This window comes from Lactobacillus panisapium (assembly GCF_019469265.1).
Classification (GTDB): Bacteria; Bacillota; Bacilli; order Lactobacillales; family Lactobacillaceae; genus Lactobacillus; species Lactobacillus panisapium.
Genome location: NZ_CP048268.1, coordinates 271,709 through 298,698, shown reverse-complemented (window position 1 = coordinate 298,698; position 26,990 = coordinate 271,709). Strand labels below are relative to the sequence as shown.

General features: G+C 39.0%; 33 protein-coding genes. 4 read left to right on the top strand and 29 right to left on the bottom strand.

Annotation, left to right across the window (positions count from 1 at the left end; all coding sequences use genetic code 11):
* Positions 1-16 precede the first annotated feature (16 nt).
* Positions 17-859 (bottom strand): nucleoid occlusion protein, encoded by an 843-nt coding sequence (noc, locus tag GYM71_RS01425; RefSeq protein ID WP_220220645.1) that lies wholly within the window; start codon positions 857-859, stop codon positions 17-19.
* Between the two features lie 16 nt (positions 860-875).
* Positions 876-1,598 (bottom strand): 16S rRNA (guanine(527)-N(7))-methyltransferase RsmG, encoded by a 723-nt coding sequence (gene rsmG, locus GYM71_RS01420; protein ID WP_220220644.1) that lies wholly within the window; start codon positions 1,596-1,598, stop codon positions 876-878.
* A gap of 157 nt (positions 1,599-1,755) precedes the next feature.
* Between rsmG and GYM71_RS01415 the strand changes: the two genes are divergently transcribed.
* Positions 1,756-2,292 (top strand): CvpA family protein, encoded by a 537-nt coding sequence (locus GYM71_RS01415; RefSeq protein ID WP_220220643.1) that lies wholly within the window; start codon positions 1,756-1,758, stop codon positions 2,290-2,292.
* Between the two features lie 191 nt (positions 2,293-2,483).
* Positions 2,484-3,488, top strand: coding sequence for a C39 family peptidase (locus GYM71_RS01410; protein WP_244986835.1), 1,005 nt, complete (start codon positions 2,484-2,486; stop codon positions 3,486-3,488).
* An 88-nt stretch (positions 3,489-3,576) separates the two neighbouring features.
* On the opposite strand, the gene GYM71_RS01405 is transcribed toward GYM71_RS01410, so the two are convergent.
* From GYM71_RS01405 to yaaA, 11 genes are all read right to left on the bottom strand, one after another.
* Positions 3,577-4,506, bottom strand: coding sequence for an FAD:protein FMN transferase (locus GYM71_RS01405; protein WP_103752864.1), 930 nt, complete (start codon positions 4,504-4,506; stop codon positions 3,577-3,579).
* A 13-nt stretch (positions 4,507-4,519) separates the two neighbouring features.
* Positions 4,520-5,311, bottom strand: coding sequence for a tyrosine-protein phosphatase (locus tag GYM71_RS01400; protein ID WP_103752863.1), 792 nt, complete (start codon positions 5,309-5,311; stop codon positions 4,520-4,522).
* An 84-nt stretch (positions 5,312-5,395) separates the two neighbouring features.
* Positions 5,396-5,944: an NADPH-dependent FMN reductase gene (locus GYM71_RS01395; RefSeq protein ID WP_103752862.1), complete on the bottom strand. Its 549-nt coding sequence runs from the start codon at positions 5,942-5,944 to the stop codon at positions 5,396-5,398.
* A gap of 11 nt (positions 5,945-5,955) precedes the next feature.
* On the bottom strand, positions 5,956-6,495 hold the full coding sequence (locus GYM71_RS01390; protein WP_220220642.1) for an NADPH-dependent FMN reductase: 540 nt from the start codon (positions 6,493-6,495) through the stop codon (positions 5,956-5,958).
* A 137-nt stretch (positions 6,496-6,632) separates the two neighbouring features.
* Positions 6,633-7,256: a TetR/AcrR family transcriptional regulator gene (locus GYM71_RS01385; protein WP_220220641.1), complete on the bottom strand. Its 624-nt coding sequence runs from the start codon at positions 7,254-7,256 to the stop codon at positions 6,633-6,635.
* An 89-nt stretch (positions 7,257-7,345) separates the two neighbouring features.
* Positions 7,346-7,561 (bottom strand): hypothetical protein, encoded by a 216-nt coding sequence (locus tag GYM71_RS01380; protein ID WP_220220640.1) that lies wholly within the window; start codon positions 7,559-7,561, stop codon positions 7,346-7,348.
* A 481-nt stretch (positions 7,562-8,042) separates the two neighbouring features.
* A complete protein-coding gene (locus tag GYM71_RS01375) occupies positions 8,043-8,717 on the bottom strand; it encodes an ABC transporter ATP-binding protein (protein ID WP_220220639.1) in 675 nt (224 codons plus the stop codon).
* Position 8,718: 1 nt separating this feature from the next.
* On the bottom strand, positions 8,719-9,780 hold the full coding sequence (locus GYM71_RS01370) for an FtsX-like permease family protein (protein WP_220220638.1): 1,062 nt from the start codon (positions 9,778-9,780) through the stop codon (positions 8,719-8,721).
* Positions 9,780-10,301 (bottom strand): TetR/AcrR family transcriptional regulator, encoded by a 522-nt coding sequence (locus GYM71_RS01365; protein WP_220220637.1) that lies wholly within the window; start codon positions 10,299-10,301, stop codon positions 9,780-9,782. Before GYM71_RS01365 ends, GYM71_RS01370 begins: the two co-directional genes overlap by 1 nt.
* Positions 10,302-10,461: 160 nt before the next feature.
* A complete protein-coding gene (locus tag GYM71_RS01360; protein WP_220220636.1) occupies positions 10,462-11,064 on the bottom strand; it encodes a histidine phosphatase family protein in 603 nt (200 codons plus the stop codon).
* A gap of 49 nt (positions 11,065-11,113) precedes the next feature.
* Positions 11,114-11,881, bottom strand: coding sequence for a peroxide stress protein YaaA (yaaA, locus tag GYM71_RS01355; protein WP_220220635.1), 768 nt, complete (start codon positions 11,879-11,881; stop codon positions 11,114-11,116).
* A 64-nt stretch (positions 11,882-11,945) separates the two neighbouring features.
* On the opposite strand from yaaA, the gene GYM71_RS01350 reads away from it, so the two are divergent.
* Positions 11,946-12,602, top strand: a complete 657-nt coding sequence (locus GYM71_RS01350; protein ID WP_220220634.1) for a hypothetical protein — start codon at positions 11,946-11,948, stop codon at positions 12,600-12,602.
* A gap of 38 nt (positions 12,603-12,640) precedes the next feature.
* On the opposite strand, the gene GYM71_RS01345 is transcribed toward GYM71_RS01350, so the two are convergent.
* The 7 genes from GYM71_RS01345 to ulaG form a co-directional block, all read right to left on the bottom strand.
* Positions 12,641-13,369 carry an L-ribulose-5-phosphate 4-epimerase gene (locus GYM71_RS01345; protein WP_220220633.1) on the bottom strand — a complete coding sequence of 243 codons (729 nt, stop codon included), beginning with the start codon at positions 13,367-13,369 and terminating at the stop codon, positions 12,641-12,643.
* 18 nt (positions 13,370-13,387) lie between these two features.
* Positions 13,388-14,266: an L-ribulose-5-phosphate 3-epimerase gene (locus GYM71_RS01340; RefSeq protein ID WP_220220632.1), complete on the bottom strand. Its 879-nt coding sequence runs from the start codon at positions 14,264-14,266 to the stop codon at positions 13,388-13,390.
* Between the two features lie 76 nt (positions 14,267-14,342).
* Positions 14,343-14,981, bottom strand: a complete 639-nt coding sequence (locus tag GYM71_RS01335) for a 3-dehydro-L-gulonate-6-phosphate decarboxylase (RefSeq protein ID WP_220220631.1) — start codon at positions 14,979-14,981, stop codon at positions 14,343-14,345.
* Positions 14,982-14,990: 9 nt separating this feature from the next.
* Positions 14,991-15,296 carry a PTS sugar transporter subunit IIB gene (locus tag GYM71_RS01330; protein WP_103752849.1) on the bottom strand — a complete coding sequence of 102 codons (306 nt, stop codon included), beginning with the start codon at positions 15,294-15,296 and terminating at the stop codon, positions 14,991-14,993.
* A 17-nt stretch (positions 15,297-15,313) separates the two neighbouring features.
* Complete coding sequence (locus GYM71_RS01325) at positions 15,314-16,810, bottom strand: PTS ascorbate transporter subunit IIC (protein ID WP_220220630.1); 1,497 nt, start codon at positions 16,808-16,810, stop codon at positions 15,314-15,316.
* 5 nt (positions 16,811-16,815) lie between these two features.
* Positions 16,816-17,292, bottom strand: a complete 477-nt coding sequence (locus GYM71_RS01320) for a PTS sugar transporter subunit IIA (RefSeq protein ID WP_220220629.1) — start codon at positions 17,290-17,292, stop codon at positions 16,816-16,818.
* 35 nt (positions 17,293-17,327) lie between these two features.
* Complete coding sequence (ulaG, locus tag GYM71_RS01315) at positions 17,328-18,401, bottom strand: L-ascorbate 6-phosphate lactonase (RefSeq protein ID WP_220220628.1); 1,074 nt, start codon at positions 18,399-18,401, stop codon at positions 17,328-17,330.
* A 204-nt stretch (positions 18,402-18,605) separates the two neighbouring features.
* On the opposite strand from ulaG, the gene GYM71_RS01310 reads away from it, so the two are divergent.
* On the top strand, positions 18,606-19,367 hold the full coding sequence (locus GYM71_RS01310; protein ID WP_220220627.1) for a DeoR/GlpR family DNA-binding transcription regulator: 762 nt from the start codon (positions 18,606-18,608) through the stop codon (positions 19,365-19,367).
* Between the two features lie 151 nt (positions 19,368-19,518).
* On the opposite strand, the gene GYM71_RS01305 is transcribed toward GYM71_RS01310, so the two are convergent.
* The 9 genes from GYM71_RS01305 to GYM71_RS01265 form a co-directional block, all read right to left on the bottom strand.
* Positions 19,519-19,875, bottom strand: coding sequence for a hypothetical protein (locus tag GYM71_RS01305; RefSeq protein WP_220220626.1), 357 nt, complete (start codon positions 19,873-19,875; stop codon positions 19,519-19,521).
* Positions 19,876-20,131: 256 nt separating this feature from the next.
* Positions 20,132-20,476, bottom strand: a complete 345-nt coding sequence (locus GYM71_RS01300) for a hypothetical protein (protein WP_220220625.1) — start codon at positions 20,474-20,476, stop codon at positions 20,132-20,134.
* 118 nt (positions 20,477-20,594) lie between these two features.
* Positions 20,595-21,482, bottom strand: coding sequence for a 4-hydroxy-tetrahydrodipicolinate synthase (gene dapA, locus GYM71_RS01295; protein WP_220220624.1), 888 nt, complete (start codon positions 21,480-21,482; stop codon positions 20,595-20,597).
* A 14-nt stretch (positions 21,483-21,496) separates the two neighbouring features.
* A complete protein-coding gene (locus GYM71_RS01290; RefSeq protein ID WP_220220623.1) occupies positions 21,497-22,108 on the bottom strand; it encodes a KpsF/GutQ family sugar-phosphate isomerase in 612 nt (203 codons plus the stop codon).
* 2 nt (positions 22,109-22,110) lie between these two features.
* A complete protein-coding gene (locus GYM71_RS01285) occupies positions 22,111-22,743 on the bottom strand; it encodes a beta/alpha barrel domain-containing protein (RefSeq protein WP_220220622.1) in 633 nt (210 codons plus the stop codon).
* A gap of 10 nt (positions 22,744-22,753) precedes the next feature.
* The gene (locus GYM71_RS01280) at positions 22,754-24,019 is read right to left on the bottom strand and encodes a PTS ascorbate transporter subunit IIC (RefSeq protein WP_220220621.1); all 1,266 of its coding nucleotides are present in this window, start codon (positions 24,017-24,019) and stop codon (positions 22,754-22,756) included.
* A gap of 14 nt (positions 24,020-24,033) precedes the next feature.
* Entirely contained in the window at positions 24,034-24,312 is a 279-nt protein-coding gene (locus tag GYM71_RS01275) for a PTS sugar transporter subunit IIB (protein WP_220220620.1), read from the bottom strand.
* A gap of 1 nt (position 24,313) precedes the next feature.
* Entirely contained in the window at positions 24,314-24,766 is a 453-nt protein-coding gene (locus GYM71_RS01270) for a PTS sugar transporter subunit IIA (protein WP_244986834.1), read from the bottom strand.
* A complete protein-coding gene (locus tag GYM71_RS01265; RefSeq protein ID WP_220220619.1) occupies positions 24,723-26,861 on the bottom strand; it encodes a BglG family transcription antiterminator in 2,139 nt (712 codons plus the stop codon). The genes GYM71_RS01270 and GYM71_RS01265 overlap by 44 nt, the downstream gene beginning before the upstream one ends.
* Between the last annotated feature and the right edge of the window lie 129 nt (positions 26,862-26,990).

Sequence of the window (26,990 nt, the reverse complement as noted above, 5' to 3'; positions counted from 1 at the left end):
ATTTTCCATGCTCAACCTACTTTCTCTTCAATTCAATCGTGATCATATAATCATCAGGATTATTATTTTCTTTAACCTTAACCTTGATACCTGATTCTTTGGCTAATTTAACGGCACGCTTAATCGTGTTGATCTGTACCCTTAAATCCTTAGGAATCCGGTTAACGGCACGCTTGGTCTTTTCCGCTTTATCCTGTTCATGCGTTTTCTTATCTTCAAAGTAGCCGTCAACGTCTTTAACGATTTTTTCTGTATCGCTGACATTGAGGTTATTTGCTAAAATTTCATCAAGCACACGACCTTGATCTTTTTGCGTTAAACCAACTAGACAACGGCCATGACGAGGAGAAATTTCTCCGCTAGCAAGGTAACTTTGCACTTTTGGCGATAATTTTAATAACCGCATTTTGTTGGCAACATATGACTGCGATTTACCAATATTTTGTGCTAATGCAGTCTGCGTTAAGTTGTTTAGCTTCATTAAGTTGTTATATGCCTGCGCTTCGTCGATTGGATTTAAATCTTCGCGTTGCAAGTTCTCAATTAACGCAAGTGAAGCTGCTTGTGCTTCATCCATATTGTTAACAATTGCTGGAATTTTCTCCCAGCCTAAGTGCTTCGCCGCACGATAGCGTCGTTCACCGGCAATAATTTCGTATTTATCGCCTTGTTCACGAACAACAATTGGTTGAAGCAAGCCTTCTTTGTCTAACGTTGAAGCTAGTTCACGAATCGATTCATCGGAAAACTCGCGCCTTGGTTGATAAGAATTCGGAATGATTTTAGTTAATTCAATATCTTGAATTTGTTTATCTTTAGGAATTTCATCACGATGTCGTAAAGAAGAAAATAATGACATATAAGAGTCCCCCTATTTATTGAATTGGTTTACGATGCGGTGTGCCCGCTTGCCGTGGATACTTTTTAGGTGTTGCTTTCACCTTTTGGACCAGAATCAGTGTCCGTTCCTCACTGCTAGTTGGCAGTTGGAGTTCCTCGGTCTGGATTACTTTGCCCCCTAAGAGACTAATTGCCTTTTGGCCATCTTGCAGTTCTTTTTCCGCTTTTGGCCCCTTAAGTGCAACAAAGTACCCACTTTTTTTAACTAGCGGCAGGCAATATTCGCTTAAAACTGCCATATTAGCCACTGCCCTAGCCGTCACAATATCGAATTGTTCGCGATAAAGTTTCTTTTGACCAACATCCTCAGCACGCCCATGAACAAGTGTCACATCTTGCAATTGCAATTTTTCAATTAAGTCCTGTAAAAAAGTTAACCTTTTCCCCAGTGAATCAACGATTGTTACCTTTAATTCTGGTTGCAAAATCTTGAGCGGAATCGACGGAAAACCCGCGCCCGCGCCGACATCACAGACCGTATCACCTGGCTTAAAGACTTCAGAAAAAGTAAATAACGGCGTAAGACTATCAAAAAAATGTTTTAGGTAAACATCATCTTCTTCGGTTATCCGAGTAAGATTGACCTTCTGATTAGCCGCAATTAAGCTGGTAAAATATTGGTTAAATTGGTTGATTTGTTTTTCATTTAATTTAAAATTACGCTTTGATAATTCTTGGACAAATTGTTCAGGATTCATTTTTCACCCGTGAAACCTTGTTTCACACCCTATAAATTTAACGCTAAAAATGGCTTATTGTAAAGCCATTACATCTCTATAATTATGAAATATTTTTCGACAGCCGTCAAAGTCTAAATGAACAAAATAAGCTATAATATCGTCAAAGGAGATAAACATGATTATTACTTTAATTGTTTTAGCCTATTTAGCCTGGAAAACATATAAAGGCTATCATACTGGTTTTACCAAATTAATTATTAATTTAATATTTGCGGCAATCGTCTTTATTGCAGCAATTTTATTTCAAAATCCTGTCGGCAATTGGCTTTATGGTCAAATTACCGGCCAAAATATTCAAACCACACTGACTCCGAGCGCTAATTTAATGATTTTTCGCTTTTTAGCCTTTTTCGTCATTCTTTTTATCGGCAAAATGGTTACTAAAGTTTTCAAAAGTTGGTTTCCAAGTAAAAATCCCCACTCAACTAGTTTTGGCTCACTGCTAGACGGTGTATTAGGCGCAATTGTTTCCTTTTTTGCCAGTTATTTCTTTGTTTACATTATCCTATCAATGCTTAATGCTCTGCAAAATCAATGGTTTATCCAGCAGACCTTAAATTCACCGTTTTTACGGTTCATCATTTACAGTACCCCAGGTCTATCTAACGGAATGTTTAACTATATCTTTAGTATTAGCCGAACAGCCGCATAAACAAACTTTAAGATGCTATTTACAAAGCCTGAATCTGACCAGATTCAGGCTTTTTTTATCTCATCAAGTTTATCAAAGCATGTTGTTAGCAAATCATATATACTTTAAAAATTTGATTAGCTATTTTATTAGTTGTTGTAGTAAACTATTTTGGTACAAAAAATTAAGTAATTGTTTATACGGAGGATAAAGTGGGAGCAAAAAATATTTTTAAAAAAGTCATGACGATTTCTGCCGCCGCTATACTGACGGCACCAATTTATTGCAATAATTTAACGACAAATGTTCGTGCCGTAATAAATACGCCAGCAAATCAAGATACTAAACCTGCTATTGGTACGGCCAAGCAGCCTGGTACAAGTAACACAGTTAATGATGCTAATCCTGCAGTTTCACAGACTAAAAAAGTTAAAACTTTTAAAGTCGCAATTGTCAAAAAGAATTACGGCATTTACCAGGGTAACTTCACTAATAAAAAGTCTAGCTCAAAGTATTTTCATCAAACCTTTAATGTTAACAAAACATTCACCCATAACGGACACCACTATTATTGGCTCAATCAAAAAGGAAAAAAAGCATTTGGTTATATTAACAAAAATGCTGTCGCTAAACCCAATCAAGCCAAAGTTGTTAAGGTTCCATATGTTAGCCAATATGTTCCGGTAAAAACGCCTTGGGGGTGTGCGGGCGCTTCAATGGCAATGCTTTTAGGTTCGCAAGGGCAAAAAATCACTGCCAGCTTTTTAACTAAAGTTCAAAACCATCTGCCAATGCAACCCACTAAAGGTGGCCAAAAAGGTAATGTTTATACTGGTGTTGGCTTTGGGTATGTAATCAGCCCGGGCGCGCTAGCAAAATATGCACGTACTTTTAAGACTGGAAAAAAGGTAGTCAACATCTCAAGCAAAAAGTTGAGCCTAAACGATATCAAGATGTATGTTCAAGGTGGCAGTCCTGTCTTGTATTACGGCTTTTCTTCTTACCAAAAACCTGGGGATAATCACCGCAATCACTGCAAGGTAATTGTCGGCTACCGCAAAGGGAAGTTTCTTGTCTACGATCCTCTGTATTATTCTGCCAATGACGGTGCTGGCACTGGCGGTAAGAACATGAACTATGACCATGGCGCAAAAGCTTGGCTAAAGAAAGCGACAATTCAACAAGAGTTTTGTCATAAAGCAATTACAATTAAATGAATTGACCAACAAAAAAAGTCGTAGCTAAATCTTACTAGTTAGCTACGGCTTTTTTAATTACTGCTTGTCACAAACGGATCAGCGCTTTTTATTGCTCAAAATTATCATACTCAACGTGCTCATCGTTATAAACGAAAATTGCACCAATGCGGTCAGGATCATCATGCCAATTTGCAATTGGGTGACCCGCAAAAAAGAGTCGCTTGCATTCAATTTCAGCTTGCACCGAATTTTTAGTAAATGTTGTCACGCCGGCCAGATCCGTTTCGACTGGATAGCCAGTTCGTGGATCAATCAAGTGATGGTATTTATGACCATCGACAATTAAATAACGTTCATAAGTCCCACTAGTAACAGCAGAACATGCGGAAACCATGACTGAAGAAATATTTTTACCTCGTGGCTTTTTAGGATCTTGAATACCAACAGTCCATTGACCACTAGCTCGCTTAGGCGAATCGCCTACTAATAAAATATTGCCACCAAGATTAATAATTCCTGCGCGTACGCCATAAGCACGCCAAAAATCACGAATCCGATCGGCAATCCAGCCTTTGGCAATTCCGCCTAGGTCAAGTTCCATTCCTTCTTTTTGTAGAAAAACAGTCTGATTTTCATCATCTAAGTCAACACTGAAAGGATCCGTTAACTTCATTTTGGCTTTAATCTGTTCGTCAGTTGGTACATGTGCGCCTTTAAAGCCAATCGCCCAAAGTTTGACTAATGGACCAATTAGGGCGTTAAAGCCAAAGTTTTCCCGACTTTGTTCTACGGCTAGCTTAACTAAATCATAAACCGCACTAGAGACCTGAACCGGCTTTTTGCCAGCAGCATGATTAATATCCATCACTTCAGAATACTCACGGTTTACCGTTAACAGGTCTTCGTAGTGATCAATTAAATCAAATGACTCGTTAATTAATGTATCATCTGTTGTACCAAAAATTTGTAGAGTAATCGCTGTTCCTAAAGCGTGATGCTGTCCAACTGCTTGTTCTAAAGCTAAATTTTCAATCATTTGTGTGTTTTTCCTATTTCTCCAAATACTTTTCTCTAATCGTTTCTTGCAGATCCTGATCAATTGCAAGTTCATTAACAATATAAGAATCAAGACTGCCATAATTTTCATTAACAGTAATTAAGCTAGTGTCAAAAAAGGCATTGGCAACTGAACCTAATACACGCATATTAGCGCGAAAGCGGTCATTTTCACCCGCTTTTTTAAATTGCCGATCACGGCTTGCCCGGTAATCATTTAGCAGATAATTTGAATACAGGTAGTCCTGCCTGATTACTTCCAGATCAACGCCCAAAATGTATAATAAGATCACGGTAACTAGGCCGGTGCGATCCTTGCCTTCGGAACAATGATAAAGCGTTGCACCATCATCTTCTTGTGCAATTAGTTCAATAATATGGTGAAAACTATGCTGTGCAGTTTCAGTCAAAATATGATTATGATAACGCCGACACATCATCCGAAAGCCCGCATACTGATCACGTCGATATTCTGCGAACTCCTTTTGCATATCAAGACCGTTTCCACCAGTATTGTCTTCAACTGAAAGTGGGCAACTATAATGTTTTACTCCAGCAATTGCTTGGTCAGGGTTTTGCTTGCATTCAGCCGGTGAACGTAAATCAATAATCTGCTTTAAACCGTAGTCCACTAAAAACTGTTCGTCACTGGGTACAATCTTACTCATATTACCAGTTCTCAGTAAGCGATGCTTTTTTACTTTACGTCCCAAAAGACCCGTATATCCACCGATATCACGTGGATTGCGCACAGATTTGATTGGTAAAACTACTGGATCAGACATAAGAATTTCCCTTCTAACCAAAAATAACCGGATAGTTAATCCTATCCGGTTATTTTACTCTCTGCTAGTCAAACTAGCAAAAGATTATTTATTAGCTTGTTCAACGAACTTAAAGAAGTTGTCCATCATGCCATCTAATTGCTTGATGGTTGCGTCGTCAGTTAATTCACCAGTTTCCTTGTCAAACTTGCTTGGGGCTTGACCAATTAAAACTTCGTTACCTGGCAAAACATTAGCACTCATATCAGGTGAAAGTAAAATTTCACGGATATCTTCTTGAGCACGACCAGTACCTTGACTACCGTAAGAAGTACCTGCTACTGCAACAGGCTTCATCTTCATTACGTTAGGACCAGCATGTGAACCCAACCATTCAAGACTACTCTTTAATGCAGCTGGAATTGTGTGATCATATTCTGGTGTAGTAATAACGATACCATCCGCACTCTTAATGTCTTCGATCCAAGCTTTAATTGAATCATCAGCCATTTCTGTTCTGCAGAAAGGTGTCAATTTATCGATTTCTTTTACTTCAATATCTGCCTTGTCACCGTAACGCTTTGCAATAAATTGTGCTAAAAAGCGATTGTATGAGAAAGCGGCATTTGTACCAACAATTGCTAAAATCTTCATTCTTGGTCCTCCTACTTAGTAACTTGTGCGTACCAATCATCAACTTCATCGAAGAAGTGACCTAAGAATTCAACAGAAGACTTATCAGTTAAGTCACCATTTTCATCAAATTGCTTCGGTGCAGTACCCATCATAAATTCATCACCATTAAAGATCTTTGCACTAAAGCCTGGTGCAGTCATAAGACTCTTTAAACGGCTTTGTGAACGAGAACCACCCTGAGGCATTGGTGAAGTTGAAACAATAGCAACTGGCTTGCCCTTAAATGGGTGTGAAGTGCATGAAAGCCATTCTAAGGCGCTACTCAAAGCACTAGTTACCGAGTGTTGTTGTTCAGGAGAACCGATTAATACTAAATCAGCATCCTCAATTTCTTTACTCAAGGTTTGGACGGACTCAGGAGCGTCTTCGCCTTCTTTAAACATTGGCAATCCCTTAACAGTTGCTAGTTTAAAGTCATATTTGTCAGCAAATTGCTTAGCAATAAACTTAAGCAATGCCTCATTAAACGAATTATTGGCATTTGAGCCAGATAATGCAAGGATTTTCATAAAAACCACCTTTCAGAAACTAATTTCTTTGACAATTATATCATATCTATATTTTTGTGGCTTAAATCATGATTTTGCTTTTTTAAATTTCAAGTAGCAAAAAAACGGCAGTTAAGCCGCTTTTCCTAATCGGGGTTTTACTTTTTACCCTTCTTTTTATTTTCCTTATTATCAGTTTCAAACAAAGAAACTGTGCTAGATTCACTCAACCAATCATTTAAAATTGCATCATTGATTTGAGCTGACAAGACATTAACTATCTGCGTTTGCGAGAAGTTGGCAATCCCGTTAACAAGTAAAGAGGCGATGCCAATGGTGGTAATCCAATTAGCAATAACGATGTTCATAATCTTCTCGTCCGGATGCTTCGTATCCTTATATTGCTCCTTAAACTTGGCAATTCCGAGATTTATTAAGGTATCAGAAATTATTTTACTGCCAAACTTGCCATCAACAAACATGGCCCGAAACAGATTTTCATGCTCTTTAGCAAAGTCGATATATGATAAATCCATGTCAATCATGGGTTTACCCGTATACTTTTTTTGCAAGATATTGCTCTTCAAGTTCTCTGCAATTTTGCGCAAAACTTCTGTTCGCAGTTCATCCATACTGTTGAATTCAAGATATAAAGGCTGCGTTGAAAAGTGTCCCGCCTTCGCAATATTTCGTGCAGTAAGACTCTCAATACCATCTTTAACAACCATTCGATAGGCAATATTTAAAATTTTATTTCTTCCAATTTCTTTTTTTCTCGCCATTTTGGTCTTCCCTTGATTAACTTCAGCATTTTACTCATCGCAATATGTGATTAGGGTAAAGCAATACTAGCTTTCAATAACTGCTAGCTTTAATTATCCAAAAACTCATCATAATATGATGAAACCATATCTTTGATTTCATCTTTACTCAATCCCTGAGATGCACAGAAAGAAAAGAAAGCAGCAGACAAAATGTAGCCCCGCTCACGATCATCCGTTAAATTCTCAGAAAAGCGCATATTAATACTTTGATTTTCATAATCTGTCGATATTTCTATCGCTTTATCTTCTGGTATTTCACTCATTTTGAAACCTCAACTATCAAATAATTCCGTGTAATTTTCATATCCAATCCTACTAGATTAACTGAAGTGTTAACCTAGTAAGCTTTTCATACCACAATACAAAAACACATCATGGTTAATAATTTTTTGTTATTTTTGATAAAAAATTATTTTTTTAGATATTTCAAACAATTTTTTTAAAAGCAAATTAGATTTTTTAGTTCGCTGCAATTTAGCGAATATATGGTTTTATAAAATAACAATTAATTATCTATTAATTAGAATAGTAAATTTAAATCAGTTTTGTCAAGAACAATGTGTTTTTTTTACACTTAAAATAGTAACTTGTATCCAGCAAAAAAATTACCCTCGTTATTAAACCCATTGCTATTCCTAGTATTCAGTAATTAGGAAGAAAAAATACGCAATTTTAGATTTTACTAAAATTGCGTATCCAATAATTATATTTCAGATTATTTGAAAGAATATATTAATTTAAGAACTATTGTTTTTTTGTCATTTCGCCATCCATCATCTCATAAATATGGTCTGCATATTTTTCCAGACGCGGATCATGGGTAACTAGGATTACTGCCTTATGATAGCTCTTAGCCAAATCCTTAAATAATTGCCCAACTTCACCAACTTTCGCGCTATCAAGTGATGCCGTTGGTTCATCTGCTAGTAAGATTTGCGGGTTAGCATACAGTGCGCGGGCAATTGCTGCTCGCTGCTGCTGACCACCCGATAATTCACCCGGATATTTACTTACTAAGCTGGTAATCCCCAGTTTATCAAGCAATTGCTGCAGTGTTTCTTTTGTAATATTGCCCTGCTTTTTAACGTGATCGACCAGTTCGAACTGTTCTTGAATGGTCAAAAAAGGAACCAAGTTATAAGCTTGCAGAACAAAGCCAATCTGGTTTAAGCGCAAAGAGTTACTCTGCTTAGTCGAAATATTAGCAATATCCTTGCCACTAATAAAAACCTTGCCAGTTGTTGGCTTTTGCAGTGAACCTGCAATAGTTAAAAAAGTACTTTTCCCAGCCCCAGAAGGTCCCATGATCAAAACAACTTCACCTTCATTGGCCTTGAAATTAATATCTTTTAGGGCCTGAACTTGTGCAGCGCCCTTACCGTAAATCTTTTGGACATTTTGTAATTCAATGACTGTCATCTTATTCACCTATTGCTTTTGCTGGATCTACTTTTAAGATTGATCTGATTGGAATTAAACTGCCAATAATGCCTGTTAAAAGCATGCCTAAAGTGCCGCTGAGCATAATAGTTGGCGTAAAACTCATTGGAACTGCCGCTGGTAAAACTTTAGCCGTTAACAGCATTGCTAGCAAGCCGATAATTACTCCGATTCCAACGAGAATAATAGCCTGACTAACCGTTGACCAAACCAGGGTTCCACTAGGAATTCCTTGTGCGCGCATAACAGCAAAATTATGCATTTTTTGCATAGTTAAGATGTATAAAAAGACCGCAATAATAATTAGTGAAATAATAAACAAAAATCCAATCATTAATTGAAAAGTCATATTTTGTGCTGTATACCCTGGCAATTTATTAATAAATTGCTTGATCGGATATGTCTTGCTATTGCCATCGTTATAGCGGTAGTTGGCATTGCGGGAAATAATTGCGGAAGCACGCATATTTGGCATCCCTTGCCGTAAGGTTTTCCAACTGGTGAGTGTTCCGTAGATAATCGGAGCAATGTTAATCTTGGCGTTTTGAACAAAGCCCACAATCTGATACTTTTGCTTCATTCCGTTGAGTTCTAATTGATCACCAATTTTGTAGCCCTTAACTTTAAAAGCCTGATCAACAACTACTTCATGAGCTTTGCTTGCTTTTCTTCCAGCAATTAATTCCTGATCATGGTAAATGAACTGGCTTTTCTTAACGCCAATGAACTGAGCGGAAACTTGGCTTCGCTGTTTGCTTTTTACCACCACGGGCGTTTGCCCAAGTAACGCCTCGTCTTTTCCAATCTTAGCCTTTTTTAAGTCATCCTTATTTAAAACAGATTGGCTCATGCTTACATTAGCATTTTTATTTAGCACTACTTGCTTAGCATTCCATGATTCAATTGCCTGTGTGTTCTCGCTTGCTAAGCCGAGAGCAAGGGACGATAGAACAAAAATCAAGTAGCTGATTAGAAAAATCATCAAAATGATTAGGCCATAACGCAATTTTTCCCTTTTGATTTCTTTAATTGCTAAAAACACTATTTAGTCTCCTTTTTTAACAGTAACAAGCCCGCTTGCAGTTGGGCAAGGATGGCACTTTTTAAAGTAGGGTTTGCCAAAATTTCCCTAATTGCCGCATGGCTAAGCATCATTGCACTCCAGTTTTGCGCGCTAAGTTTTACTAATTTCTCGCTTGCGAATGGCTGCTTAACTAAGCTTTCGTTATACAACACATGCATTTTAACCATTTTGGCATACTTACTGCACAAAGTTTGCTCAAGAAAAGTAACAACGCTTTGATAAAACATTTGCGGATCGTACTGCTCTGAAAGCTTAATCTCAGCATGAATCTGCTTTAACGCACGCTGGTAGATGTATTGGTAAGCATCAGTTAAATCAGCAAAATATTTGTAAAAAGCACCACGAGCAATGTCCGCTTCCTTCACAATTCGCGCAACCTGTGCCTTGGGAAGCGAATGATTGCTGAATTCATGAAGGAGCGCCTGCTCAATCCGCTCCTTCTTCTCTTGCGGTAAATTAATAAAAGTAGTCTTAACCATGAGCACACCTCTTTTTCGCCAAAGTGACACCGTGTCACTTTGATAACAGAATACAATTACTAAACCTAATCGTCAAGTAAATGAACTTTTGCAAAAATATGCAGCCTAATTATTGCCATAAGCAAATAAAAAAGCCGCGACTTTGCGGCTTTTAGCTGAATTATAGAACTAATACGCGATTATAATAATTAGTCCGGAAAATATTCTCACGAACTGAAATCTTGGCTAGAGCGCAGTTAGCCATTGTTTCAAAGGCATTAATATCACCATCAGTAAAGCAATGAGCGAACATCATTCTGATTAAAGTACCATGGCACACAACCAGAATCTTTTTATCCGGGTAATTTTGGTGTAAATCAGCTAAAAAATCACCACAGCGCTCGTTTAATTCAGCAAAAGTTTCGCCATTTGGTGCATATTTAACATAATTAGCAGCTGCTTTACCCCATGGGTCAATAGCATCGGGATATTTTTTACCCAATTCAGTTAAATATTGGCCATCCCATTCACCAAAATTAAACTCCATTAATCTTTTATCTAATCTGATTTCTTTTTGGCCTTTAGTAAAAATTTTTGCCGTTGTGACTGCCCTTTTCATCGGACTAGAAAAAACAAGATCGAAGCTTGAAGGATCAAAATTAGCGGCTGCCTTTTCGGCATATACGCGTCCTTCATGATCAAGATCATGATCAAAAAGTGCTCCCTGAATTTTTCTCGTTTTGTTTAAGTCGGTCTGGCCGTGACGTACAAAAACTATTTCCATGATTAACCTCATTTCTTACGTTGTCTATGCTATCCCAATAAGTAAATTACTATCGCCGTTTGAAATCAAACTCAGTTTGAAAGACATAATTATCTGTGGTGCTTTCTTGGGCAATATATTGAAAACCAAAATCATTAAATTTCTGTAATTCCTCTGGCTCAGTTAATTGGTGTTCTGCAGCAAAACGAACCATTTCTCCTCGGGCCATCTTGGCATGAACCCCAACGGTTTTCCACTTACCCTTGACGAATTCCTGAAAGTCGATAGTAATCATTCGCCGCGTTTTTGTTACATAAGGCGCGATATTTTTGGAATATTCCTTAGAGGCTAAATTAATCAAAATATGATCCTCACCAAAAAGATTATCTGCTAGTTTTTCACCCCAATAGTGGTACAAATTTGGTTCGGTAAAACCTGTCGCCTTGTTCTTCATTTCTAAGCGGTAAGGCCAAACACCGTCAAATGGTCGTAAAACACCGTATAAGCCAGATAAGATGCGCACATTTTCTTGGACATAATTAAGTGCTTGCGCTGAAAACAAGTCGGGTGCCATATACTGATACTGAATCCCAGAATAAGAAATAATTGCTGGTGTTAAGTTGTCCGTTTTAGCTAGGTTAAGCTGCTTGATTTGCTCTTGTCCTTCTTTAGTCGTCCGCTCGCTTGATTGCCAGATTGCTTGTAACTGCGTAAAACTGCATTGCTGCAAAAAAGCCGCCAGTTCTTTTGCCTGTTTAAGAAACTGAGGGTGTGAGCGAGCCGGAAATGAATCACGGTCGACTTTCATCTTCATTGCTGGTGAGATAATAATTTTCATCTTTCGTATTTACCACCTTTTGGGTTAAACTTATTTAGTAATATGTTTTGAGGAGAGAGAATTAATGAATCCTGATTTTGCAATCATCTTAAATTTTAAACTAAAAAGCACGAAAGATGTAGACACCGATTTTTTAGTTAAAACAGCGCGCGATATCGGTGCACGGGCAGTTGCCACTAATCAGCTGCAGGATGAATTTAAACTTGCTTGTGCTAAGTACACGGTTGCACTCGTTGATGGTCGTGATGGCATTGATGCAACAAGTGACGATGTCATCGACAAACTTGTTGCTAACCGCAAAATTGGGCAAAGCTCTTTTATTAATGTCGAGGTTGCTGAAAAAAATGCAATTAGTTCTGCAACAAAAGAGGTACTCACCACGGTTAATAACTGGATGCATATTTTTGGCCACGCGTTTAATGATAGCCAGCCATGCAATCTTACCGCAGATTCGGGCTTTGTTCTCCAAAATCGTCATTTACATTATCAAAAATACGTTTTTGTCAACAAGCCTTTGCCAAAACAAGTGATTGTGTCTGGTCTAACAGTGGCGCCTAACCGCGTTGAAATGATTGAAAATCGGTGTGAACCTGCATTCACGTTCCAAGATAACGCGTTGACCATTGACTTAGTAGAAATTACTAGTAGCAACTTGCCTTGGCAAATTATTCGTATTCAAGAACATCGCCCAGAAGACGATATCAAAGAAACTAAATTCTAAATGAAAAACGGCTTTATTTAAAGCCGTTTTAATTTACCTTATTTTCGTTTAGCATGCGTCTGTGATTGTGCATTGTCCTGCCCGTAATACGCATTTTTACCATGCTTGCGGTAGTAATGCTTATCTAGCAGATATTGCGGCAAGTGGCTGTTTGCCCGCGTTAACTGCAAGGTGTGGTAATCCTCCTCAGCCACCACTTCTAAGACTTTTGCATTATAAACCGCCTTAGCAGCAGTTTCACCCCAAGTAAACGGACCGTGCTGACTGACCAAACAGCCCGGCGTTGCTTCATAATTGAGGTGGCGCTCTTTGAAGGTGCGCACAATCGTCTTACCAGTGTTACCCTCATAGTCTTCTTCGATTTCGGCTTTAGTCAGAGCATCAGCGGCCGGGACATCGGTATAAAAGGTATCTGCATGCGTCGTGTTTAGTGCCGGAATGTCCATTTGTGCCGCCGCAAAGGCTACCGCCCAGGGCGAATGCGTGTGGACGATTCCGCCAATCTTAGGAAAATGATTATACAGATATGTATGCGTCGGCGTGTCGCTCGACGGGTTGCGGCTGCCTTCCACCACTTCGCCCTTTAAGTTAACCACAACCAAATCCTCAGGCGTCAGTTCTTCGTATGGCACCCCAGAAGGTTTAATAACGAATAATCCCTGCTTGTGGTCAATGCCAGAAACATTGCCCCAGGTAAAGGTGACTAGATCCAGCTTAGGTAGCTGCATGTTGGCCTCATAGACTTCTTGTTTTAATTGTTCGAGCATCTTTGGCTCCTCTCTTACTTAAATTGCTTCCTGCTCAATCCCTACTTGAGCAAAAATTTGATCGAAAAAGGCTTTGGCAGCCTTGACTTCCTCCACTGCCTGTTCATCGCCATTATCACCAGACCACATCTCAATGGTAAAACTGCCACTATAGTTTAACCGGACAAGCAGCCGCAGCAGGCCGGCAAAGTCAACACAGCCGTCACCAAAAGGCACGTTCTTGAACTGTCCCTTGGAAGTGGCCGTTACCGGTTTACTGTCCTTTAAGTGGATTGCGCAAATGGTGTCAATGTAGTTTTCTAGTTCTACCGGGACATCGTTTTCAGGCCAGGCGCTTAGATTGCCCAAGTCAGGGTAAGCCTGCAGCCACGGGCTTTTGACCAGGTCATGATAATGACTGATTTTGGCCAGGTTATTAATAAACGGGTCATCCATGGTTTCAATCGATAGCATCACGTTCTTTTTAGCTGCTAGGTGCACACACTTAGTTAGATTTTCAACGTATAATTCGCGCGATAAGGCGCTTTTGTCCTCATAATAGACGTCATAGCCGGCCATCTGAATATTGTGAATGCCTAAATCAACGCATAGGTCGACGGCTTTGGCCAGCATCTGCACAGACTTTTGCCGGACAGCAGGATCCTTTGACCCCAGTGGAAAGCGGCGGTGCCCAGACAGCATTAAGTTGTTGATCCGCATCCCTGTTTGCCACATTAAGCTGCGCATGTGGCTGCGTTCCTCGTGGCTCCAGTCAAGCCGGGCCAAGCGCTCATCACTTTCATCAACGGAAAATTCGTAAAAATTAAAGCCCAGTTCATGGGTGAGTTCAAATGTTTCTTGCCAAGTTAGATCTTGTGGCAGAGCTTTTTCATAAATACCTAGTGAATTAACGGTCATTTTCTACTCCTAAATAATTTTTAGTGACCTAACAAAAAAGAGGCGCCAATGATTATTCATTGCTCCCCTTTATCAGTTAGCCCCAGATTCGCTTAATTTCGTCCTTAAACTGCTTGCTGACAGCATGAGGATCATCAGCACCAGTAATTGCCCGGCCAGCAATAAAAGTATAAACGGGAACACCTTTAAATAGTTGCAGAATCTCAGGATGCACACCGCCAGTGACGGAGACCTTGAAGCCCATTGCAATTAAATTCTTGACGTTCTCAACGTCTTGCTCAGACCACTTTTGACCAGCAAATTTGGCGTCGCGACTTTGGTGGTAAACCACTTGGTGGATGCCGTGATCAAGCCATTCTTGCATTCTGTCCTTATTATCCCAGCCCTCATAAAGCTCAACCTGAACCTCAATTTCCTTTTGGGCATTACTCATTGTAGGGACTGTTGCGGCATTAATGCAGGTTATCCAGTCTGCCCCTGCTTCACGACAAGATACACCACATTTTGTCCCGGCATCGGCACATTTAACATCGGCTAAAACAATCTTATCTGGAGCCATTGCCCGTAAGTTCTTAACGGCACTCATTCCGTCGCGGTAAATTAAAATTGTTCCCGCCTCAACGACATCGATTTGATCTTCTACTTGGCGTAAAACATTGATTGCCTGGGCCGTATCGTTACAATCCAATGCTACTTGCATCATTGGTAAATTCATTTTTTGCTCCTAATCTTTTTTAAACTTAGCTGGAATGTCTGAAGCATTAATTTTGTCTTCTACCTCTTTAGCGGAAATAACATTTTTAATGCCAATTACTTCTCCACCGCGCTTTTTTACCTCATCAAACATCTTAATGAATGGGACGGAGGTAAAAACAACATCATAGTTGCGGGCAATTCCCTTTGCCTCTGAAATTGAAGTGTGATCAGCCTGTGTAATTTGGTAACCCAATTTTTCCATCGTCTTTTTTACTGTTCTGAGTAACATCAAACTTGTTCCAGAACCATTTGCACATGCAGTTAAAATCTTCATAACTAAATCTTTCCTTTCTAATTATTTTCTTTATCATTTAATTTTTGCCATTCTGGATAATCTTCGGTAATCAAGAAGTACCCTTCTGGATCTGCCCGGTATTGCAACTGTGGTATTGCCAAAAGCATGATAATAATGAGTGCGACACCGAAGTAGCCCAAGTATTTCATGACGACAGTGAAGAATGGCCAAACTGTTGCCCAGTCGAACATGCCAAGGTAACCACCATATTTAGCCATGCCAACCCAGGTAGCAATTAATGCCGAGCCGGCAACTTGAATCAGGCCGGAAATAAACGGCATGATCATTGCACATTTATAGCCGCCACGATTATTGGAATACAAGCCGATAGCAGCGTTGTCAAAGAACAACGGAATGAAGCCAGCAATGACTAAGGTTGGTGAGTGGAAAATTAACAACAAAATAATCATCGTAAACTGACCTAGTGCACCAAACATAAAACCAATGGTTTGTGCATTTTGGGAACCAAAACCTAGTGTTGCAGCAACATCGATACCAGGAACTGCCCCAGGTAGCCATCTGTCAGAAATACCGGTAAAGGATTCCGTTAGTTCATTAACGAAAGTTCTAACGCCGAGCTGTAAGATTGCAAGATAAACGGAAAATTGTAGAGCAGTCTGTAAGATGTAGAAAATGAAACTTTGCCCTTTTTGCATAAAGTGCGCTTTGATTAAATAATCAGGTCCTAAGACTACCAGAATTGCACCAATAAAAATCAACATTAAGATAGAAGTTGAAACCATGTTGTCATTAAAGATTGACATGAAACTTGGCAATTTAATATCTTCAAGCCGTTTATTTTTGTTTTGGTTTTTCTTTAGCGCGTGCTTTTCAATAATCTCTGATAATTTAGCGAAGAAATATATTCCGAACATTTGCTGGTGCGCAACGGCAAAACCCGCACCATCAGTTAGTTCCTGCGTAATACCAACGGTTAAATTGGAACCAACAGCCCAGTAAAGGCCAAGAATTAAACTCATAATTGCTAAAATTGAAAAGCGGTTCAGTTTTGGAAAACAGAATAAAATTAACCAAAACGCTGTTGCTGCCTGTTGAACTTGGACATTACCGGTCGTAAAAACCGCCCGTAATTTAGTGTATTTAGAAAATCGCACCAATAAAATATTGATAATGTAAGCAAATAATAATAGCAGCATTGTATCCGCAAATGACCGGCCAAAGCGCTGCATGATTCCCGCGTTAACCGCATTTTGACCAAAATAAGGGTCAATAATCATGGCGCTGAGGTGGAAACGGTCTTTTAAGCCGACTAAGATGGGACGGAAAGTATTAACTAACCCGCCTGATCCCGCAGCTAAGATGAAATACCCAACAGTTGCCTTTAAAAAGCCTGATAATACTTCGTACCACTTTTTGTGCTCTAAGATATAACCAATCAAAACGATAAAACCAATCATAAAGGCTGGTTGATTTAATACGTTCGTGGCGAAGTAACTCCAAATAGCTAGTAAGACATTCAAAATATTTTGCATTTTCTTTACCTGCTCTTTTCTTTACTTTCGTCATGCTTAGCCATGACTTGTTGGTAATCGGTAAGATTTTTGACGTGACACAGGTCTTCAATCATGCCATCTTCCATTAGTAAGTTAGATAAATTAGCAATATTTTTCATATGGGTAGCATTATCTTTGGCAGCTAGCATAAAGAACAACTGAGCGTCTTTTTCTGGATCATTTTGGTCGAAGGAAACCGGTTGTTCAAAAATCGTTAGACCAATACCAGTCCCTAAAACCCCAGAACTATCAGCTTGTGAATGGGGCATTGCAACTCCGGGTACAATTACAATATATGGCCCATATTGCTTGACATCTTCTATAACCTGATCAATATATTTATCGGTAACAAGGTTATTTGCCTTCATTACTTCCCCGGAGACTCTGATGGCTTCTTGCCAATTTTGGGGATGCTTTTGACTGATATTAATCAGATGATTTTCAAAAAAATAACGTAACATGATTCCTCCTACCAGATAATTAACCAAAAAGTGAATTATAATAACTCTGGGAATGGCAAATCAGGATCATTCTTAAAGGCATCATGGAATCCTCTATCATACATGTATTCAAACTTGTCCTTATCTTGTGGGAAGTTAAATTCACCACCGACTTGCCAAATATATGGCTTAAATTGATATTGTAAGCGGTATCTCTTCCGATCCCAAAGAGCTAAAATATCCTTTGGGTCACTGTAAAAATTACTCCAAATGTCATAGTGCATTGGAATGATAACCTTTGTATTAAGTGCTTCAGCCATTCTTAAAACTTGGGAATCATCCAACTTATCGGTAATACCGCGTGGGTTCTCACCATATGCGCATAAAGCAACATCAATTTTATTTTCATTACCATGCTTAACAAATGTGTTGGAATAGTGTGAGTCACCTGAGTGGTAGACATTGCCGCCTGAAGTTTCAACTAAATAGTTAACGGCAACTTTAGCCATTTCGATTGGTTTAGTACCGGCAAGCTTTACGTTAGGGTCATCTTCTGTTACCAGTTCAGTCCGGTCAAATGCTTCTAAAGCCTTAATTGTTACGGAACCAACCTTAACTTCATCACCGGGCTTGACGACCGTAATTTTTTCAGCGGGAACACCCCATTCTTCCCACTCATCGGCAACGCCTTGCGGGCCAATAAATTTAGCGTTCGGACAAAACTTGTTAACGCAAGCTGCAGTATAAATATCCAAATGGTCATGGTGTGTATGCGTCACGCAAAGTGCGTCTAAATCTCTAATTGCAAATGGATCAATGACATAAGGTTTATTACGAAGATTTGGTTGCATTGCCTCGCCACCAGTCATCCGCATCATTTGGTGACCCTTGCGCATTTTACCGTCACCATGAGTGTGTTTACCGGTACCGTTCCACATGTCAATCGCAATATTTGTTCCTTCGTGTGTCTTAAGCCAAGTACCCATACAGCCTAGCCACCAGATTGCAAATGATTTTGCAGGGACCTTTTTAGCTGCAATTTGTTCATTTAAAAAAGTGCCCCATTCTGGAAAATTATTTTCCGCAAAGACTTCTGGTGTAACTTGATTGATATTCGTTGGATTTGTCATGTTTTCCTCCTAAAATTTTTCCTTTAAGCTTGTTTTCATGGTAATTATATTTTAATCTGATAACGCTTTCAACCATATTAAATGATAAATAATGTTTTATATGGTGTTTTAGCAAAAAACATCAATATTTATTGATAATTAATTGGTTTTATGATATTTTTCATAATCAACAAGTGTTATTCAAGAGGTTATAGGTAGCTCAAAATGAAAAATTCATATCAAGTAATCAAAAATCGGCGCAAAAAAATAATTGACTTGCTCAATCATCAAAAAAACATCTCCTTAGATGAACTTTGTCAAAAACTGGGCGTATCAATCATGACTGTGCGGCGAGATTGTAGTAATTTAGCTAATCAAGGCAAAATCATTCAGGATAAAGGGACGGTTTCGCTGGTCAAACCTGAAGAAGTGCCTTTTACCGATTCTGTCAGTTACATCAAAAAACGACTCGGTGAAGAAGCAGCGGGTCACATCGAAAAACATAACTGGGTTTTCATTAATTCAAGTACAACTGCTTTCGAAGCAATTCCTTATTTATTGCAAAAAGACGTCAATATTCTGACCAACAATGGCTATGCTGGCAATCTCGATATGCGTAACAGCAACAGCAAAATTATCCTTAGTGGCGGCAACATCAGTCGCAAAATGATTATGAGCGGTGATCTAGCAGTTGATCCGTTCCTAAAAATTTACGCCGACTGGGCAATTATTGGTTGCGCCGGATTAAGTCTCGAGCATGGCATCTCAACTCCCTTCATCGAAGAAGCCAAAGTTAACCAGGCAATTATTAAGCATTCACGCAAGCTAATTGTGGTTGCAGACTACAGCAAATTTGGTCAGTTTTCGAACTTCACCATTGGTCACGCAGAAGACATTGATTTACTAATTACCGACTCTTTTACACCGAGTCAAACAATTACGGAGTTCATCAAAGCTGGTGTTCAGGTAGTCCAAGTTCAGTTATAAACAAAAAAGAATCTGAGCAAAAACTTTTCTAAGCCAAAAAATCCTATTAAATTTCGGTATTGCTAAACCTTGATTTAATAGGATTTCTGCTTTTAGTTAAAAGATATTTCGGTAGTAAATCTCAGATTCTTTTTTATTTATCTCCTACTGGTTATGGGTCACCGCCATATTTTTTCCGTAGTTTCAAATCATGATGGATTGCTAAAACCATAATTAGTGTCCAAATTATGCAGAGTATGATTAATGGCCAAACATCTAGTACATGCTTGACGTAAACAGAAAAATCAGCTTTTAGTGGAAAAATAAAGTAACCAATTAACGCAGCCCATGGAACTAAAAAAGGTATACAAGATAAGAATAGTTCAACCTTTTTAGGATAGAGCCTTGGCCTACTATAGATTTCTCGCTCATGTGTTTTAACGTAAAAAGCTGCAATTACTACGCCAATTATTAAAACTAATTGGCCAGCTTGAAAAATGTTTATGAATAGTTGTTGCCCGGCTTGCATTAGCTTTCACCCCACTTTGGTTTAAAAATCAGCATTGAACTAAATTGCTATATTTCATTTACCAACAATTTTTGTGCTATGAATAGTTAACTTTTACTAAAAACATAAGGCTTTATGCTTAATAAAGCAAGCTTAAAAAGATAATCAAGCTAAAAATATGGCTCAAGCGTTTTTGGCTAATTATTTATCCAAAAGCAAAATACTTACTATTAAAAAATTCACCTAGTTATACGAACTAAGTGAATTTTTACTTTATCTAGTGTTTTAAATATTCCAACACCTTTGTAATATCACGTTTCTTCTTATCTTGCGGAATATCTTCGTTCTTCAAAATCTCAATCGCATGTTGAACCATTGAATAAACCTGCTTATCATCGTCACTATCGATAATTAAATAACCAATTTTAAAGTAAGATTCCAAGTTAGAGGTATCATGTTCATCCAAGGCTTTTTTGATTAAATAACCAAAAATCGCCTTCATATTACGTGTTCTCTTATTTTTTTCTTTCTTCTTATCATAAACTGGTAAAAAAAGTGCTACACAGACAGCAGCAATCTCTGCTACTGCAGTTACCCACTCTGATATTGGCCCTAACTCCATAAAATCACCCCATACCATTATTATAGTTGCTAGATACAGATATTTTCATCAGTATCAATGCAATACAATAATACAATAAAATAGTTTTTGCAAGATGATTTTTTATTAACTGTATTCATTAATATAGGTGATAAAACTTAAGCATTGCAATTATTTGGTCATCAACTTGGGGAGTAGTTTCCGTTACCGGTTTTCGGGCAGGACCAACCTCCGCAATTTGGGCTAGTTCTAGTGCTCTTTTCAAAACAGCCGGTACCGTCCCCAATTTAAGTGCCGCACGCAAAACAGAAATACTCTCTTGCAATTCCTGCGCTTTTTCTTGCCTTTGCTCATTTAAGGCGTGGTCCAAAGCAACTAAAGTCTGCGGAAGTAGGTTGCTTGTGCCTGCAATTGCAGCTCGCACGCCGTAATGATAAGCATCTGAAATTTTTGAATCAGAACCAATTAATACTTGAAAATCCGCTGCGCAGGCAATACTTTGGTATTGTTTAAGCAGCTCTAAATCACCGCTACTGTCTTTAATACCAACGATATTCTCACTTTTCGCCAATTCTTTAACTACACTAACTGGAAGATTGTACCCAGTGTTTTGCGGTATATTGTACAAAATAATTGGCAGATCAACACTTGCTGCAATCTCTTGATAATAACCTATTAATTCCTTAGCACTTGGCCTGATAAAATACGGACTAATTACAGATAAAGCGTCAACGCCAATTTGCGCCATTTCTGTTGCAAGCCTAATGGCTTCATGCGTTGAACAAGCACCTGCTCCTGCAAAAACAGGAACACGATGATTAACAAATTGAACAATTTTACTTGTAAATGCAATTTTTTCTTGCCGTGACAAAACATGAAATTCACCGTTTGTTCCTAATGCGAAAATCCCGCTAACACCAGCCTTTATTAGGTAATCGGTTAGCTTTTGGGCCGCTGGATAATTAAGCGACTGTTCTTGATCACGGTTAAACGGCGTGACAATTGGTGTGATAATTCCTTTAAACATTATTACCTCCTGCTTTACTTAATTACGCCTTCTTGAACCAATCGCTTACCTAAACTGCCACCAGGGTGCAACATCCCAAAATCCTTTTCGGAAAAGCCTTTAGCCTTGGCAACTGTTAACGCAATAGCATCGCCTACGGCTAAAGCGGCTGTTGAGCTATTGGTTGGCGCCAAATTGTACTGATCTGCCTCTCGCGCAACATGAACTAATATTAAATAGTCGCATTCCCGTGCCAGTAACGAGTTTTTATTACCAGTTAAAGCGGCCACCTTTGCACCTATTCTGTGAATTGGCGCAATGACAGTGGTTGTTTCTTTTGTTTCACCAGAATTTGAAATAGCAATTACTAGGTCATTAGGGGTAATCATGCCTAAATCACCGTGCATTGCCTCAGTGGCATGAACAAAAAATGCTGGTGTTCCCATGCTCGCAAATGTTGCCGCTAATTTTCGTCCAATATGACCAGACTTACCCACACCGGTAAATATCAGTCGCCCGTTTAAGGCAATAATTTGCTTAACTAGTTCTAGATAATCTTCATTATTATGCCTGATGCTTGCTTCAACTTGCTTTAAAGCTGTTGCTTCATCATTAACCACAGCACAAATATTAGTAATAATATCCATTTTTACCTCTTGTCTATTCGAAAATTGCTCAATGTCTTATTTAGCAACAGTGCATTTTTGGTTATTTTTTCAGAGTCACCTGTTAAAGCTGAGCCAAAACTTACACAGTCAGCTCCAGCAAGCAAGAAGTCCCGATAATTAGCTAGTGTGGCTCCCCCAGAAACAAGAAGCGGCATAAACGGAATCGGTGTTTTAATTGTCGTTATTTCTTTAGTCCCACCTAGAGCCGAACCGGGGAATACTTTGATAAAAGAAGCACCGGCACGTAAAGCTGTGGTAATTTCAGTCATGCTGTTGCATCCCGGAGCATAAGGAACTTGGTACAAATTGCACACTTCAGCTACTTCCTGACTAAAAGCCGGAGACAGAATTAGTTTTGCCCCACTAAGAATAGCTAAACGGGCGGTTGCCGCATCTAATACCGTGCCGGCACAAGCAACCATTTCCGGCAATTCATCACTGATTTTTGTCAAAGACCGTAAAGCAGTTGACACCGTAAAACTGACTTCAATTGCTTTTACGCCTCCTTTTAAACAAGCTTGCGCAATTCTTAATGTTTCTTCAGGGGTGTCTCTTACTACGGCCATAATATTTAAGTCGCTAATTTGCTGAACATAACTATTTTTTTGTAACATTTAAGCACCTCTAATGAACTAACTGTAAAATGCCGTGGAGCAGCGAGCCGACGATATTATAGTCGATGTTTGGAAATGTTGAGCTATTAATTCCCATCTGCTGAAAGACGGGAACTAAAATTAACGGCAGAAAAGCTAATAGCAGCCCAACTACGAACGAACCTGCAATGGCGCCACGCCAGCCACCAGTTGAATTGCCAAAGATAGCAGCAGTTCCGCCAGAGAAAAAGCAAATATGTGCTGCCGGAATAATAATAATCGGACTGTGCAAAAGAACCATAATTCCGATTGCAACTAATCCAGCTGCATATGAGCTAACAAAGCCAATCAAAACAGCGGTTGGGACAAATGGGAAAACAGTTGGGACATCAAGCGCTGGCCGCGAGCCGGGGATAAATTTAGTTGAAATCGCTACGAACGCATTGGTGATTTCCTCTAAGAACATGCCGACACCATACATTAATACGCCCATTCCTGCCGTGAAGGTCATCGCCTGAATAAACGGATAAACAAGCCAATCAACAGGTCCTGCCAATTTTCCAGTTACTACCGGGCCAGCAACTAAAGCCGAAAAATAAAATAGGATAAGCATTACGATTGCCAGCCCCATCAAAAAGTCTTTAAAAATTGATAATGACTTCGGTAACTTAAAGTTTTCAGTAGTTTCATCTTGATGTTTTTTAAATAATAAGCCAATTGCTCCTGACAAGGCGTAACCAAACATGTTGTAATGACCAATCGCTTGATTATCATTACCCGTTATTTTTCGCATAAACGGCTGGCAAAGCTCTGGTAAGGCACTGGCACAAAGTCCTAAGATAATGCCTCCAATAATGATTGCCCAAGTGTTGCTGAGTCCGCTAAACTTCAAAACCAGTCCTAAAACACAAGCAAAATATAAGCTGTGCTGGCCCGTGAAGAAAATGTTTTTAAACGGCGTAATTCGGGCAAACACGATATTCATTGCAAAGCCCAAAATTAAAATTAAGGCAACTACAAAGCCGTACTTAGTCTGCGCCGCCGCAGTTGCGGCTTCAGGTGATGCAATCAAGCCGTGGATATGAAACGCTGATTGAAAGAGAACATTAAAATTCTGCAGAACGCCAGTTAATGTACTTGAACCAATACCAAAGATTAAAAAACCAATTACGGTTTTAGCTGTTCCTTTAGTTACATCTGTCCAATCCTTGTCTTTTTGTGCAACTAGACCGATAAACGCCACACAACCTAGTAATACGGCCGGTTGACTCAGAAAACTAATAATAAAATTTAACATTCAATACCACCTCTCTAACTTTCCATTAACGGTGCCAATTTTTGGGTGATTTCATCTTGATCCATCATGTTTTTAATCCCCACAATTGGAATATCTTTTCTTTTGGCCCGGAGATCATCCGCGACATCGCTCAAGGCAATAATAAAGTCGCCATTAAAGCTGCCAACGCCATCAAGACTGGTGTGATTAACTTCCAGCTCCCAATTATTTTTCTTAGCAACGTTTTTTACCTGAACCGTTAGCATTGTACTTGTACCCATGCCTGCACGACACGTAATAATTGCTTTTTTCATCTTATTTTTCTCCTTCAATATCATCTATAACTTTAATAATTTCTTGCACAGTAGTTGCTTGTGCTACTCTTTGAAAAAAGTCCTTCTTGGATAGCAGATTAACTAACCGAGCCATTTGCTCTAGGTGGCCATCAGGCTTAAGCGAACTTAAAGTAAAAATATATTTAACTGGATCGTTGCTTTTATTACCAAACAGGACGGGATTTCTCAAAACCGTTAACCCAATGCCATCTCCCAGTGCGCCATCTTCCGTTTTGGCATGTGACAACGCCACATGAGGCATAAAAACAATATATGGTCCGGTTTCTTCGGCAATTTTAATGACACTATCCAAATAATTTTTAGTAATCAAGTGCTTTTTAACAAGTGGGGCACCCGATTGGTAAATAGCATCCCGCCAGTCTTTGGCATCAACATTCAGTTGAACTAGCTCCGGCATTATTAGCGGCGTCACTTACTTTCTCATCTCCTTTCATAACTGTACTGAACAAGCGCTCTAACTCGGCTGCTGTTCTTGAATTTCTAAATTGCTCTAATAATTTTTGCTTAGAAAAAATTTCCGTCAATTGCGTTAATGCCTTTAAGTGCGATTGGCCCGCCGGTGCATATAAACTAAACACATATTTGGCTTTAACTTGTTGGCCAAAATCAACCGGGTACTTAAAGCAAACTAAGCTCATCCCCGGGCGCGAATACTTACATGGTTGATCCGGTTTGGCGTGAAGCAGCATTACGTCATCCATAATTCGCATATAGGGTCCATACCGATCGATTTGCTGCCGCATTTTAGTCACATATTGTCCGTCTATAACTTGATCGCGCTGCAATAATTTACCAGCAAGTTCAACGGCTTCTGGCCACGTGCACCGCTTAGTCGTGAAAACAATTCGGTTTGATGGCAACAGTTCACTAAGACTAGGTAAAAAAGGCTGCTTTTTCTTAACCGGTTTACCGCGTTTAGCAAAATAGCTCTGTAACGCAGTTGTAAGGCCGGGAAAATCCTTAACTTGGGCAAACTCGCTCACAATATCCAACACTTGCGTTGTCTTTACTGCTGGCGAATTATGCAAAGTAGCAGAATCAACAGGCTGTGCCAGCAAAGATTGCTTTATCGTCTGTAAATCATAATCCGTTAAAATGCGATTAATATTAATAATTGGTGGTCCCTTGCTGGTTACAGGCAAGGTCGCAATTACTACATCTGCATTAAGACTGGCAAGTTCCTCGTAATCTTGTTTGGTAACAACGCTAATCTGCAGCTGCTTTGGAAATAACTGTTCCAACTGAATTTTCAACAAACGCGATGTGCCAACTCCACTACCACAGACAAGCACTACTTTTTTACGCGCTTCTTGATCGGCTAGATGATTGCGCAACTCAATTTCACCGCCAAAATAGATGGCAATCAGTTCAATTTCATCTGTAGTCAGTGACTGATTTAGATATTGTTCAAAAGGATAAACAGCTTTTTTAGTTAAAAAATAAATCTCCGGATACTTGCTTTTAACGTTAATCAGACTCGAATTTAAAAATTGCACATTATCTTCGACCCGTCTTTTGGCTGCAATCAAATGCGTTGTCAGTGCTTTTTGTAAATTCGAACTATTAACTAAATCAATTCCGGAAATAACCGAGAAGTTTCTAATAATCTCTGTTGCTATCTGTGATATTTTTTGTGAACTAATTTTTTTACTGGTCTTGCTAATCTGCCTAGAATCAATAATTTTCAACAGTAGTTGACTTTCAGCCTGTAAATGTTGGTCTGAAACGCCCAAGTGCGACAACAGACTTCTAACAGCAGTACTGGTTTCACTAGATTCATCCGCCAGCTGCCGTTTTGTTTGGCCAATTGGTGTTAAATAGTGTCCCTGCCGGTACCTAGTTATGGCAAAGCAAATATATTCTTTTACTTGAAAAATTGATTCATCCGTTAAATAGCAGCCCGAATTTTGTTCCAAACTTAAGAGCATTTGCTCAATTTGCAGCTTATCCTTAGTATCCAAGTCAAGATACCCCGCGATTTTGTCATAAACGATTGTGTCCTGAATATTGGCTAGCTTTTGGACAGCGAATTTTCTGCTTTCCTCTTCTAAGCCAGTTATTTGGTAGCCATGCTCATGCAGGCTTAGGGTTAAGTTTCTTTTTTCAATTTCTGCTTTAACTTGTGCAAGATCACTACGAGTTGTTCTAGTTGTTACCCCATTTAAATCATTTAAGTATTGCAACGTGACCGGATTTTTTTTGCATAGCAAAGTGAATTCAATTACCGCAATTCGCGCAGGTGGTGGCAACTTAATCTTGCCATTTTCCAAATCCCAACTAAGCCACGATTTAACCTTTTTAATTTCAGCTGGCTGAATATAATAGCCATGAGTACGCACAACCATTAACGGATCAAGGCCATGTGTTTCAAGCCAAACATTTACGCCATTAATTACCGAATAAGCTGTTCTTTTAGTAGTTTCAAGCTGGGCAACAATCTGATCGATTCCCAACAGTGAGTTTGAATTTAACAATATTTTTAATAGCAAATATTCGTGATATAACAAGGTTTTCTCACCTGCTTTCCTCTTTTCAATTAGATAATAACTGCAATCCAATGTAAGTGACTGCACTAAGCAAACTGCAGCTTTTTACAATTTCTTGCACCAAAAGACCAATTACCCGTTTATTTTGGA

What these genes read in the sequence shown, in the direction of transcription:
- yaaA (WP_220220635.1), bottom strand. Translation starts at nt 11,881, where the DNA reads ATGAAAATTATTATCTCACCAGCAATGAAGATGAAAGTCGACCGTGAT.
- GYM71_RS01305 (WP_220220626.1), bottom strand. Translation starts at nt 19,875, where the DNA reads ATGCAAGCCGGGCAACAACTATTCATAAACATTTTTCAAGCTGGCCAA.
- GYM71_RS01290 (WP_220220623.1), bottom strand. Translation starts at nt 22,108, where the DNA reads ATGGATATTATTACTAATATTTGTGCTGTGGTTAATGATGAAGCAACA.
- ulaG (WP_220220628.1), bottom strand. Translation starts at nt 18,401, where the DNA reads ATGACAAATCCAACGAATATCAATCAAGTTACACCAGAAGTCTTTGCG.
- GYM71_RS01365 (WP_220220637.1), bottom strand. Translation starts at nt 10,301, where the DNA reads ATGGTTAAGACTACTTTTATTAATTTACCGCAAGAGAAGAAGGAGCGG.
- GYM71_RS01395 (WP_103752862.1), bottom strand. Translation starts at nt 5,944, where the DNA reads ATGAAGATTTTAGCAATTGTTGGTACAAATGCCGCTTTCTCATACAAT.
- GYM71_RS01380 (WP_220220640.1), bottom strand. Translation starts at nt 7,561, where the DNA reads ATGAGTGAAATACCAGAAGATAAAGCGATAGAAATATCGACAGATTAT.
- GYM71_RS01340 (WP_220220632.1), bottom strand. Translation starts at nt 14,266, where the DNA reads ATGACCGTTAATTCACTAGGTATTTATGAAAAAGCTCTGCCACAAGAT.
- GYM71_RS01385 (WP_220220641.1), bottom strand. Translation starts at nt 7,256, where the DNA reads ATGGCGAGAAAAAAAGAAATTGGAAGAAATAAAATTTTAAATATTGCC.
- rsmG (WP_220220644.1), bottom strand. Translation starts at nt 1,598, where the DNA reads ATGAATCCTGAACAATTTGTCCAAGAATTATCAAAGCGTAATTTTAAA.
- GYM71_RS01325 (WP_220220630.1), bottom strand. Translation starts at nt 16,810, where the DNA reads ATGCAAAATATTTTGAATGTCTTACTAGCTATTTGGAGTTACTTCGCC.
- dapA (WP_220220624.1), bottom strand. Translation starts at nt 21,482, where the DNA reads ATGTTTAAAGGAATTATCACACCAATTGTCACGCCGTTTAACCGTGAT.
- GYM71_RS01300 (WP_220220625.1), bottom strand. Translation starts at nt 20,476, where the DNA reads ATGGAGTTAGGGCCAATATCAGAGTGGGTAACTGCAGTAGCAGAGATT.
- GYM71_RS01330 (WP_103752849.1), bottom strand. Translation starts at nt 15,296, where the DNA reads ATGAAGATTTTAACTGCATGTGCAAATGGTTCTGGAACAAGTTTGATG.
- GYM71_RS01415 (WP_220220643.1), top strand. Translation starts at nt 1,756, where the DNA reads ATGATTATTACTTTAATTGTTTTAGCCTATTTAGCCTGGAAAACATAT.
- GYM71_RS01285 (WP_220220622.1), bottom strand. Translation starts at nt 22,743, where the DNA reads ATGTTACAAAAAAATAGTTATGTTCAGCAAATTAGCGACTTAAATATT.
- GYM71_RS01320 (WP_220220629.1), bottom strand. Translation starts at nt 17,292, where the DNA reads ATGTTACGTTATTTTTTTGAAAATCATCTGATTAATATCAGTCAAAAG.
- GYM71_RS01375 (WP_220220639.1), bottom strand. Translation starts at nt 8,717, where the DNA reads ATGACAGTCATTGAATTACAAAATGTCCAAAAGATTTACGGTAAGGGC.
- GYM71_RS01350 (WP_220220634.1), top strand. Translation starts at nt 11,946, where the DNA reads ATGAATCCTGATTTTGCAATCATCTTAAATTTTAAACTAAAAAGCACG.
- GYM71_RS01310 (WP_220220627.1), top strand. Translation starts at nt 18,606, where the DNA reads ATGAAAAATTCATATCAAGTAATCAAAAATCGGCGCAAAAAAATAATT.
- noc (WP_220220645.1), bottom strand. Translation starts at nt 859, where the DNA reads ATGTCATTATTTTCTTCTTTACGACATCGTGATGAAATTCCTAAAGAT.
- GYM71_RS01335 (WP_220220631.1), bottom strand. Translation starts at nt 14,981, where the DNA reads ATGAATTTACCAATGATGCAAGTAGCATTGGATTGTAACGATACGGCC.
- GYM71_RS01390 (WP_220220642.1), bottom strand. Translation starts at nt 6,495, where the DNA reads ATGAAAATCCTTGCATTATCTGGCTCAAATGCCAATAATTCGTTTAAT.
- GYM71_RS01360 (WP_220220636.1), bottom strand. Translation starts at nt 11,064, where the DNA reads ATGGAAATAGTTTTTGTACGTCACGGCCAGACCGACTTAAACAAAACG.
- GYM71_RS01275 (WP_220220620.1), bottom strand. Translation starts at nt 24,312, where the DNA reads ATGAAAAAAGCAATTATTACGTGTCGTGCAGGCATGGGTACAAGTACA.
- GYM71_RS01280 (WP_220220621.1), bottom strand. Translation starts at nt 24,019, where the DNA reads ATGTTAAATTTTATTATTAGTTTTCTGAGTCAACCGGCCGTATTACTA.
- GYM71_RS01405 (WP_103752864.1), bottom strand. Translation starts at nt 4,506, where the DNA reads ATGATTGAAAATTTAGCTTTAGAACAAGCAGTTGGACAGCATCACGCT.
- GYM71_RS01400 (WP_103752863.1), bottom strand. Translation starts at nt 5,311, where the DNA reads ATGTCTGATCCAGTAGTTTTACCAATCAAATCTGTGCGCAATCCACGT.
- GYM71_RS01345 (WP_220220633.1), bottom strand. Translation starts at nt 13,369, where the DNA reads ATGCTCGAACAATTAAAACAAGAAGTCTATGAGGCCAACATGCAGCTA.